The following is a 10,554-nucleotide window of genomic DNA, read 5'->3' as shown; positions in this document are numbered from 1 at the left end:
AGGTGTCCCTTCAAGGCATCAAGAACTGGGGACGTTCATCCGTACGCGGGTGGGGACGTTCACGTGTACGCCGACAAGAGGCTCAGCAGCGCGCCGACCGCATCGGGCTCATGCACAAGGGCGCCTTCCACCAGGAAGGAACCGTCGCCGAGCTGACACACACCCTGCCGGCCGTCATCCACTTCTCCCTCCCGGCGCACGCACCGGCGCTCCCGCTGCAGACCACACGCGAGACGGACGGGAAGTTCCACATCAAGACCTTCGCCCTGCAAAAGGACCTTCACACCCTGCTCGGCTGGGCCCACGCCAACGGGGTGGAGCTGCACGAACTCCACGCCGGACCGACCCGGCTCGACGACGTCTTCCGCTCCATCGGCAGCGAATAAACCGCCCGCCCCGAACGTCACAAGGAAAAGGGACCTACGCCATGCTCTCGATCGCTCACAGCGAGATGATCCAGATCTTCCGGAACCGGATGATCCTGCTCAACAGCCTCATCGCGCCCCTCGCGATCAGCGTGTTCTTCATCTTCAAGCACGAAACCTTCGCCGACCTGACGAGCCTCGGATACATCGCATCGGTGGTGATGCTCTCGGTGCTGGCGTTCGGGCTCTACGCCACCACGGTCACCACGCTCGCCTCCCGCCGCCAGAACCTCTTCCTCAAGCGACTGCGCTCCACCCCGGCAAGCGACGCCAGCATCCTCTTCGGCGTGATGCTCCCCATCACCGTCCTCGCACTGGTCCAGGTGATCGCGATCCTCGCCGTGCTCGCCGCGGTCGCAGGCCGGCCGGCCAACGTCCTCCTCCTGGCGGCGGCGGTCCTCTCCACAGTGCTCATGATGCTCGGCCTGGGACTGGCCACGGCAGGACGGACGAACTCCCCCGAACACGCCCAGGTCACCACGCTGCCCGTCAGCCTCGGCGCCCTCGCCGTCACCAACTGGGTAGCCATCACCGGCACCGAAGAGCTCACCACGCTCAAACGGCTGCTCCCCGGCGGCTCGGCCACCGAACTGGTCCTCAACGCCTGGAACGGCGGCGTTCCGGTGGCGGACTCCCTGCCCCTGCTGCTGCCCACCCTGGCCTGGGTCGTCGTCGCCGCCGCGCTGGCCTCCCGCTTCTTCCGCTGGGAACCGCGCCGATGACCACTCGGCCAGGCCGCTCCACCTTTTGAAGCGGGGGCCGGGCCGCTGCCGGACGGCCGGGTGCGTGCACCAGGCGGAGGCCGCAAGCGGGCCGAAGCCAGCGATCCTGTCCTGCTCAAGGCGTTGTTGGGGCTGGTCGAGCCGGACGAGCGAGGTGATCCTCAGTCTCCGCTGCGGTGGACGACGAAGTCGCTGCGGAACCTGGCTGAAGAGCTGACCCGGCAGGGGCACGCGGTGTCCGCGCCGACGGTGGGCCGGCTGCTCAAGCAGGAGGGCTTCAGTCTCCAGGCGAACGTCAAGACCCTCGAGGGTGCCCAGCATCCCGACCGGGATGCCCAGTTCCGCTACATCAACGAGCAGGTCAAACAGCATCAGGACGACGGTGAGCCGGTGATCAGTGTGGACACCAAGAAGCGAGAGCAGATCGGACGGCTGCCCATGCCCGGCCGCGAGTGGCGCCCCAGGGGCGAGCCGGTCGAGGTGGAAGACCATCACTTCTTCTTCAGCGGCCCGGACGTCCAGCAGGCGATCCCGTACGGGATCTACGACATCGTCCGAAACACCGGCTGGGTCAACGTCGGTGTCGACCACGACACCTCGGTCTTCGCGGTCGAGTCGATCCGCCGCTGGTGCAGAGCCGCGGCAACCTGGACTACCCGCCAGCGTCACGGCTGCTGATCACCTCGGACGCTGGCGGCTCCAACGGCTACCGCTATCGGGTCTGGACGAGTGACCTGGCCGCCCTGGCTGCCGAAACCGGACTGACCATCACCGTCCTGCACTTTCCACCTGGGACCCAATGCCGTTGCTTGACTAGTGAACTATCGAGGGCTGCACGGTGACGACTTTGGCTGTGACACGTCGCGTCGGGCGCCGGTCCCGGGTGTTGATCCGGTAGGAGAGCTTCGAGGAATACTTCGAGTCCGGACGCTTCAGGTGCCGGTCCGCCTCGCGGAGGCGCCTGACGCCGTTGTCGAGTTTCCGATACACCTTCGCCGCCAGCGCAACCAGGAACTCCTTAATCTTCGTGGGCGTGTCCGTGCACTGGCGGACCACGCTGCGTCGCGTGTGCTTGAGGACCTTGACGAAGGAGACCCGGTCCGGATCGATTCCGTTGTCGTCGGCCAGAGCGATGATGATCTGTGTGAGGCAGTGGTGTACGACCAGATGTGCCCAGACTTCCTGACGCACCAGGTCCGGGTCGCCCGAGCGCAGGACCTCGGCCGGCCCGCGCTGGAACGTCTTGATCTGCCGGAACGCCGAATCCGCCTCCCCTCTCGCGTGGTAGAGCCCTGCCAACTCCGCCGCCGGATGGGCAATGGGGTCCGATAAGTCGTTCAACAGCCTGACCACCTCGCCGCCGTCGACGCGGTACTCGACCACCCGGACCAGCACCCCGCCGGGGTGAGCGCCTTTCTGCCCGGCCAGGTTCATCCTCGCCAGGTAGGTGCCATCGGGCAGACCAGCGCATCGGTGATCTCCGCCTGCCGGGACGCATACAGCGGCGCCAGCAGCGTCGTCCGTACGTCCTCGCTCGCGTCGCGGAAGTTCCGAGGGGGACATCTTGATCGCCCGTGCCCGCCACGCGGCCACCAGCTTCTCCGAGCAGTCCGCGAACAGCCCCTCGGGCAACACGAGCTTGCGCACTTCGGTCAGCTTGGTGATCTCCGTCAGCAGCGAGTCCAGTCTCACCGCCCCGGGTCCCGCTTGAGTAAGGCCAGCAGCGCGGACCGTCCTCGTTGCCCCCGCGACCAGGGCCGGCAGGCGGCCGAAGCAGGAACCTCCCCCGGGTAGTGGACACCTCTGAACCCGGCCCCTGGAGGCCGGGGAGGAGGGATGCTGATGCGCCCGCACGATGGTGGAGTCGACCGAGACATCCCAGTCGATCTCACCAGCCGCATCCGCCGCGGCCTGGACCTGCTGGAGCAGACGCTCCCAAGTCCCGTCGGCTGACCACAACCGGTGCCGTTCGTAGACGGTCTTCCACGGCCCGAACCGTTCGGGCAGGTCTCGCCACTGCACGCCGGTCCGCACCCGGTGCAGAATCCCGTCGTCACCTGCCGGTGATCCCGCCACCGGCGAGCTCCGGTCCGGCCGGGGTCGATGGGGGCGCCGCAGTGCCCGCAGCTGGCCGCGGGCCTCTGCTCGGGGACGCCGGTCTGCCGCTCCAGGACTGCCGGCTCGTTCAGTTGGAGGTGTGCCCGGTGGCGGCAGCGTGATGAACACCAGCGCCGGGCTTCTCCCTCGGCCGTCCCGGCGATGGGCTTCGCTCAGAACTCGCAGGCCAGCGACTGTGCTTGAGGGTCCTGGTCCGTGCAGTGACGTTTGTGGCGGGCCCGCTTGCGGCTGGTGACAGCGACTATTGCTCAGCGAGCTGTGCCGTGCGGTGTGGTGCGTCGTCGTCACCGCGCCACCAGCTCCGTGAGGTCGGCGAGCAGCTCGGACGCGGTCACCGGGTCGAGTTCGGCGAAGGCGAGCCTTGACAGCTCCCCGGGCGGGTTCCGCGCGCTGGGCTGCGCGGACAGCCCTATGAATTCCAGCGACTGCTCGGTGGAGACGTCGACGGCGCCGATCGTGAACCCCTCCGACGGAGTGACGATGATCCAGCGGTCCTTCGCGACCCGTTTGGACAGGCAGAACTGCACACCCGCGAACATCGGCTCATCGCGCTCCCAGCCGCGCCCTTCCAGGCCGAGTAGTTTTGCGGTCGGCACGGTGATGTTCTCGAACCGCTCCAACTGGTCGCCGGCCGCCTCGTCGTCCGTGAGCCGGTGCACGGCGCGGCCGAGCTGCGGGAAAGGCTGCAGGATCTCGTGGTCGGCGAACACTCCTTCCACTCCGTCAGCTCCTCGCCGAGGTGGAGCGGGTGCGCCAGCCGCACCGAGGCGTCCTCCGGCAACGTGAACTCCTCGTCCCGTACGTCGGCGAAGGTGCGGTCCTCCACCACCCGGAACGCCGTCACCGCACCGGCGCCGCTGATGGCCGGGGTCCCGTACAGAGCCCTCTCCGAAGCCCCGGCCGGGACGCACAGCCACACCAGCCGCCGCACCAGATGCCACAGCAGGGGATGGGAGACGAACAGCTCGCGGAACTCACCGGTCGTCCAGCTGCGGCCCGCGACCATCGCGCCTTCCAGCCGGCGCACCTGGTCCGAGGCCACCGTCCGAACGTCCTTCTTCAGCGCCATGAACCGCTTGCGTTCCGCCGGCGCCAGCTCGGCGTCGTCGCGGGCACCCGGTTGGGGCAGGTCCTTGCGCCGCTTGCCGTCCTGGCCCAGGACGTACGGCCGCAATTGCTCGTCGAAGCCCACGGTGAAGCGCCGGGGCCCGTAGTCCACGACGGTCGAGCCGTCGGCGTCCAGCCCGAAGTCCGGCACCAGCCGGTCGGCGAGTTCCTCGCCGGACAGCCCCCGATCGGCCGCCACCTGCTGGAGCTTCTCCTTGGCGCGCGTCTTGAGCGCCTTGAATTTCACCCGCTGGGACACCCCGTGCAGATGCATCAGGGCGATGTCGCTGCCGATGGCCGCCAGGGCGTCCAGGCCTTCCACGGCCCGCTTGTGCGCTCCCTCGCCGGGCCAGTTCCGCAGGACCGGCGTCAGCCGGCGCACCGTGTCGTCGTCGCCGAGCCACCCCAAGGCGTGCAGCGCCCAGCTCTCCTTGGCCGGCATACCGGCCAGCCGCCACTGCTCGAAGAGGGACCAGACGAAGTCGGCCAGCGACTCGGGATCGCACGCCTCCTTCACCACCTCCACGCCCGTGTAGACCGCGCCCGGCCGGGAGATCGCCAGCATGGCCAGCAGATGGCCCACCGACTCGTCCGGCAGCGCCGAGGTCCGGCCACGCAGCAGCACGCGCGGCAGTAGCCGGGGGGCCGCCCAGGCGGCCGGCTCCGGCATCTTCGGCGGCAGCGCGAGCTTCATGCTGTCGGCCGACAGCAGGTCACGGACGACCGCGACCACCTCGGGACCGTGACCGCCCGCCGCGTCGAGCACGGCGTCCTGGCCGTGCGTGGCGGCGACGGCCCGCAGCGCGTGCTCGGCGTTGTGGCGCACGGCGCCCGCCGGGCCGACGGCGTCGGGCACCAGCAGCGCGGCGGCGTCTGCGCCGTGCCGGGCGAACCACGCGCGGGCCGTGGGCGCGACGGTCCTCAGCCGCACGAACCAGTCGGCCATCAGCCGCGCGACCGCCAGCTGACGGTAGGGCAGGAGCAGTCCGCCGGCCACGGCGGGCTCCCGCGTCGCGGCGTGCAGCAGCGGCGGCAGCGCGTCCTCCTCCCATCGGGCGCCCACCGGCTTCAGCTCGTTCACCAACATCCACATCCGCCCGGGAGTCCACTGCGCCAGCAACGGGCGGTACGCGTCCGGGCCGTCGGCGAGCAGGGCGGCCAGACGATAGCGTCGAAATCCGTGAACTGCTGCCGCACGGACTCGACGTCGGGATACGGCTCGTTCTGCCGGCCCCGGCGCCCCTCGGGTTCCTCGTCGGCGGCATCCCATGCCTCACGCTCGCCGGGCTGCCACAGCATGCGGGTCTCCTCCCCCGCGACGAGCCCCTTGACGGTTCTCGGTTCCGGAGCCGTCCGCTCGCGTGTCCACGGCGTGCTCACCAGGAGCCCGGGCAGCGCGTCGGCGGCCGGTCGCAGCAGCTCCCGCACCACCTCGGCGGCCTTGGGCGGGAACTGCGCGAGCCGCGACTCCAGCAGCTCACGGTGCACGGCGACGTGCGCGGTCAGCAACTGGCCCAGCAGGTGGGCGTTGCGCCCCGGGGCGGGCGCCGCCCGGTCGGCCAGGAGGCGTGCCGCGCGCACCGGATACCGGCGCGCCGCCTCCAGCAGCGCCGGATGCACCTGCTTGTCGTCCGCGTGGGACATCAGCAGCTCGAACGCCTCGTCCGTCGGTAACTGCGCCAGGACCCCCGCCAGTTCTCCCGCCGATGCCCCGCGGGACGGCATACGGTGCCGCCAGATCTCCGCGATCAGCGCGGCGACGGCCGGGCCGACGCCCTCGGCGACGGTGGCCGCCGCGGAGAGGCTGCCGTCGTAGGCGGACACGCCGCCCTCCCGCAGCAGGGCCCGCAGCTGCTCCTCGCCGTTCAGCGACTCGAACAGCATGGCGCGTACGACAGGGTCCTCCCGGCCGCTCGCCCCTGGGTCGGCGCAGCACTCCGCGACCCAGCCGGTCTCGCTCGGCACCAGATACGACACCACGATTCGGCGCCGCGCACCGCCGCGGTGCGCGGCCAGCGCGGCCACCGCCTCGCGGTACTTGTTCTCGTCGGCCATGTACAGCAGCGACCGCACCCGGTCGGCGGCGCCCCGGCGCAACCACAGCTGGTACGTTGCTTGGCCCTCGGGCAGGACGGCCAGTCCGGTGGTCCGGTTCTGAACGGGGTCCTCGCGGTGGATCCCGAACAGCTCCACCGTGGCACGGGCCGCGAAGGCCAGGCCGTGCCGCAGGGTCCAGGCGTCTACGACATATTCGTACAGCAGCTTCCCGCGGTCGGTGACGACGGCCACGACCGCGGCGCCGACCGGATCCGCCGCCCCCTCCAGGTAGCGGCGTGCAGCGGCCGCGAGCTTCGGGGCGATGCCCGCGACGGCCTCGCCGAGGGCCGTTCCGGTCCACTCCTCCTCCCTCGCCGCCGCGAGCCGCCTGTCCCAGGAGTCGAGAGCCGACACGTGGGGGGCGTACAAGTACGGGGTGAAGCCGCCCCTGCGCGGGCGGAGGCCCGACCGCCAGGCCTCGGGCAGCATGAAGGAGTACTCGTCGGGTGCCGCCGCGGCCTCTCCGGCACCCCCAGCCTCCGGCGTGTGGCCGGCGCCCACGGGCGCGTACCCCTCGCGTTCCTTCTCCCGCACGGCCTCGGCCACGTACGCCTCCGCAGCCGTCGCCGAGGCGCAGTCCTCGAACCGCGTACGCCCCGGTGCACCGGCCTCTCCGTGACGGACAATCACCACCCCGCCGTCCGAACCGATCTCCCAGAACATGATCGGGCTGTCTTCTCCCCCGTCAGCCAGCTCCCAGCGCCGCACGGCCGCCCCTTCCTCGGACCCACGCCGACCCCAGGCCAGCGCTCCTGTGATGAACCTGCCCGCGACACGGGCGATCGACTGGCCCCAGGGCAGATCCGGTCGCTGACAACGGCTGCTGGCGGCCCTGCACCTGCTCCCGGCCGTGCACCCCTGTTTTTGGGAGCATCAGCCACCGCGCCGGCCCCCGACCTTGCTCAGCCGCCGTTCATGGCGTCTATCAAGCTCTTGGGGCGCATGTCGGTCCATGTCTTCTCGATGAAGTCAAGGCATGCTTGGCGCGCTGCCTCTCCAAAGACCGAGTCCCACCCGTCGGGCACGTCGACGAATGTGGGCCAGAGCGAGAACTGACCCTCCTCGTTCTTCAGAACAAGGTAGTTGGCGTCCTGGTCCTCAAAGGGGTTCGTCATTGTTCAGTCCTATCTGTCATTCGAAAGTGGAAGTACCTGGATGGCCAACCCGGCCAACGGGCTGGTCGATGCCAGCTCGGCCGAAAGATTATCGATCTTTTGTCGTGAACAGCCAATCAGCAATGGAATTCCACAGCAGCGAGAGCATGGGGGGATCGGCCATTTCGTCGTGAGAACAAGGCAGCCGCGACTCGCTTATGTTGCCGACAGTATAGGGCTGCCACATGATGCGACCCGAACCGTCCTCGAGTTCATCCGACGAAATGAAGAGAATATCGCCGTGAAATGTGCGAGGATAGTGATTCACGTAGATGTGGGTGTTGTTTGCGATGATTCTCGCCCTTACTTCAGCTTCTTCTTCTGAAATCTCGTTGCGGAAGTATTCCGGAAGTCCGGCGAGATCACGGAGAGAAGGCGCCGCGTCGAGTATGTCCGATGCACCCGCATGATTGTTATGGCCGTTGCCGTCAAATTCCTCCCAGTCTAGGGTGTCGATTGGGGCGGGTGCATAGCCTCCCATGATGATGAGTGCCACTTGCTGTCCGTCTTCTCGCAGTTGTACAGCCATCTCCTGCGCTACGCGGCCTCCCATTGACCATCCCAGCAGATGATACGGACCGGCCGGTTGCACGGTGCGCAACTCTTTGATGTACTCTTCCGCCATTTTCCGGATTGATCCCGGCAACTCGCCCGCATCATCGACATCCCGCGCCTGCAGGCCGTACAAGGGCATGTCAGGAGGTGCGAATGCGGCCAGAGGCGCGAAACACCAACTCAATCCGGATCGCGGGTGGACACAGAAAAGGGGTGGCCGGCTCCCGTGCGTCCTGATGGGAAGAAGCGTGCGAAGGGAATCCTTCATCGCGGGAAGGCTCAGCTGATGCGCAATTCCGGCGACGCTGGGGGCTTGCATCAGCATTTGGACAGAGAATTCGACACCCATGATCGCACGAATCCGACTCACCAGCTTGACCGCCAGAAGTGAATGTCCACCGCATTCGAAGAAGTTATCCTCGACGCCGATGTGAGAAACATTCAATTCTTCGGCAAAAATTCTGCATAGGATTTCCTCCTGGACCGAGGAGGGCTCCCGGCTCGGCGCCAACGCGCTATAGTCCGGTGCCGGAAGTTCCCGTCGGTCCAGTTTCCCGTTGGCCGTCAGGGGCAGAGCGTCCAGGACCACCAGCGCTGACGGCACCATGTGCTCCGGCAGCATCGCGCCGAGATGGGCGCGCAGCGCGGCACTGTCCGTCTGCGGAGTGTTGCCACCGTTGGGGACGAGGTAGCCGACCAGACGCTTGTCCCCGGGGCGGTCCTCACGCACCATCACCGCCGACTGAGCCACGTCAGGGTGCGCAGTCAGCGCGGCCTCGACCTCACCCAGCTCGATACGGAAACCCCGGATCTTCACCTGGTCATCCGTACGCCCCAGGTATTCGAGCTGACCGTCGGCGTTCCAGCGGGCGAGGTCGCCGGTGCGGTACATCCGCTCACCCGGGGAGAAGGGGCTGGCGACGAACCGCTGCGCGGTCAGGTCCGGGCGGGCATGGTAGCCGCGGGCCAGTTGGGCGCCGGAGACGTACAACTCGCCCGCTACACCGACCGGCACCGGCCGCAGAGCCGGGTCCAGGACGTAGACCTGGGTGTTCCACACCGGACGGCCGATCGGCGAGGCACCCCCGGGCCATGCCGCGCGGTCCGCCGGCAGGTTATGGGCGGTGACCACATGAGTCTCGGACGGACCGTAGTGGTTGTGCAGTACCGTCCCGGCCGCCCCACACAGGTCACGGACCCGATCACTGAGCACAAGGGCCTCGCCGGCCTGGGAAACATGACGTAGCCACGGCAGTTCTGTGGCCTGCTCTGCTACAGCCTCACCAAGGGCGTCCACCATCGTGTTGGGGGCGTACAACTCAGTGGCCTTCTGCTCCCTCAGCCATGTCACGAACCCTTCCGGGTTACGCCGGATCTCTTCGTCCGGTACCACAAGAGTCTTGCCGTCCAAGAGGGCTGAGAGGATCTCCTGGGCCGAGACGTCGAAGCTGATCGCGGTGAACTGAGCGACCCGCGAACCGGTCTTGGCGGGGATGGCAGAAGCATGCCAGGACATCAGGTTGACCAGCGCGCCGCAGGACATCACGACGCCCTTGGGAAGCCCGGTGGAGCCGGAGGTGTAGATCAGGTACGCGGGGTGCTGCGGCAGCAACGGACCTGTCCGCTCCTCGTCGCCTGGAGCGTCGGTCGGCAGTACGCCGAGTTCGGCGTCAACTGCAGGATCGTCCAGCATCAGCGCGGGCCCGGTAACCATGCGCTCGGCGACCTCTTTGGTGGTCAGCGTCAGCGAGGGGACGGCATCGGCCAACATGAAGGCGATCCGCTCGGCCGGGTACTCCGGATCGATCGGCAGGTAACCGGCGCCCGACTTCAGCACCGCGAGCAGACCGACGATCAGGTCCACCGATCGAGGCACGGCCAGCCCGACGATGCGCTCGGGACCGATACCACGACGAATCAGGAACCGGGCAAGCCGGTTCGCACGCTCGTCGAGCTCCGCATAAGTCACCTCAGCGCCACCGAAGACCACCGCGACGGCATCAGGATGCTTCGCGGCCTGGGCCTGGAAAAGTTCCGGCAGAGTCGCCGCGGGCACTTCCCGGGCGGTGTCGTTCCACTCGACCAGGATCCGCTTCCGCTCGGCCGGGTCGAGTACCTCTACGATGCTGACCCGCTGGTGCGGTTGCCTGGTGACGGTGTCCAGGACGCGGACGAACCGTTCGGCCAGTGTTGCCACCGTTTCGTGGTCGAACAGGTCGAGGGCGTAGTCGATACCGCCGCGCAGGCCGGCCGGGCGATTCCGGCTGCCAGTACCGGTGCCAGTACCGGCGTCGGCACCGGTGTGGGTGTGGGTGTGGAAGGTTTCGGCCAGGTCGAAGAACAGGTCGAATTTGGCTGCCGGTTCGCCGGTGGGCA

General features: G+C 68.2%; 5 protein-coding genes and 4 pseudogenes. 3 read left to right on the top strand and 6 right to left on the bottom strand.

Annotation, left to right across the window (positions count from 1 at the left end; translation table 11 throughout):
• From ACWV17_RS33590 to ACWV17_RS33580, 3 genes and pseudogenes are all read left to right on the top strand, one after another.
• Positions 1 to 386, top strand: a pseudogene (locus ACWV17_RS33590) (hypothetical protein); the annotation flags it as partial.
• A gap of 41 nt (positions 387 to 427) precedes the next feature.
• Entirely contained in the window at positions 428 to 1,147 is a 720-nt protein-coding gene (locus ACWV17_RS33585; RefSeq protein ID WP_455357121.1) for an ABC transporter permease, read from the top strand.
• 27 nt (positions 1,148 to 1,174) lie between these two features.
• Positions 1,175 to 1,944, top strand: a pseudogene (locus tag ACWV17_RS33580) (ISAzo13 family transposase); the annotation flags it as partial.
• 16 nt (positions 1,945 to 1,960) lie between these two features.
• On the opposite strand, the gene ACWV17_RS33575 reads toward ACWV17_RS33580, so the two are convergent.
• The 6 genes and pseudogenes from ACWV17_RS33575 to ACWV17_RS33550 form a co-directional block, all read right to left on the bottom strand.
• A complete protein-coding gene (locus ACWV17_RS33575; RefSeq protein ID WP_455362634.1) occupies positions 1,961 to 2,839 on the bottom strand; it encodes a hypothetical protein in 879 nt (292 codons plus the stop codon).
• Between the two features lie 123 nt (positions 2,840 to 2,962).
• Positions 2,963 to 3,252: pseudogene (locus tag ACWV17_RS33570) on the bottom strand (transposase); the annotation flags it as partial.
• Between the two features lie 297 nt (positions 3,253 to 3,549).
• Positions 3,550 to 4,646 (bottom strand): annotated as a pseudogene (locus ACWV17_RS33565) (DUF4132 domain-containing protein).
• An 803-nt stretch (positions 4,647 to 5,449) separates the two neighbouring features.
• Entirely contained in the window at positions 5,450 to 7,132 is a 1,683-nt protein-coding gene (locus ACWV17_RS33560) for a WGR domain-containing protein (protein ID WP_455362633.1), read from the bottom strand.
• Positions 7,133 to 7,371: 239 nt separating this feature from the next.
• Complete coding sequence (locus tag ACWV17_RS33555; protein ID WP_455357119.1) at positions 7,372 to 7,584, bottom strand: MbtH family protein; 213 nt, start codon at positions 7,582 to 7,584, stop codon at positions 7,372 to 7,374.
• An 88-nt stretch (positions 7,585 to 7,672) separates the two neighbouring features.
• Positions 7,673 to 10,554 (bottom strand): amino acid adenylation domain-containing protein (locus ACWV17_RS33550; RefSeq protein WP_455362632.1); only part of this gene is annotated, 2,882 nt, incomplete at its 5' end.

The organism is Streptomyces mabaensis (genome assembly GCF_053763515.1).
This window is presented reverse-complemented; position numbering and strand designations above follow the sequence as displayed.

Bases quoted from the DNA above. Each gene is read 5' to 3' on its own strand.
- ACWV17_RS33585 (WP_455357121.1), top strand. From the start codon at position 428: ATGCTCTCGATCGCTCACAGCGAGATGATCCAGATCTTCCGGAACCGG.
- ACWV17_RS33560 (WP_455362633.1), bottom strand. From the start codon at position 7,132: ATGTTCTGGGAGATCGGTTCGGACGGCGGGGTGGTGATTGTCCGTCAC.
- ACWV17_RS33555 (WP_455357119.1), bottom strand. From the start codon at position 7,584: ATGACGAACCCCTTTGAGGACCAGGACGCCAACTACCTTGTTCTGAAG.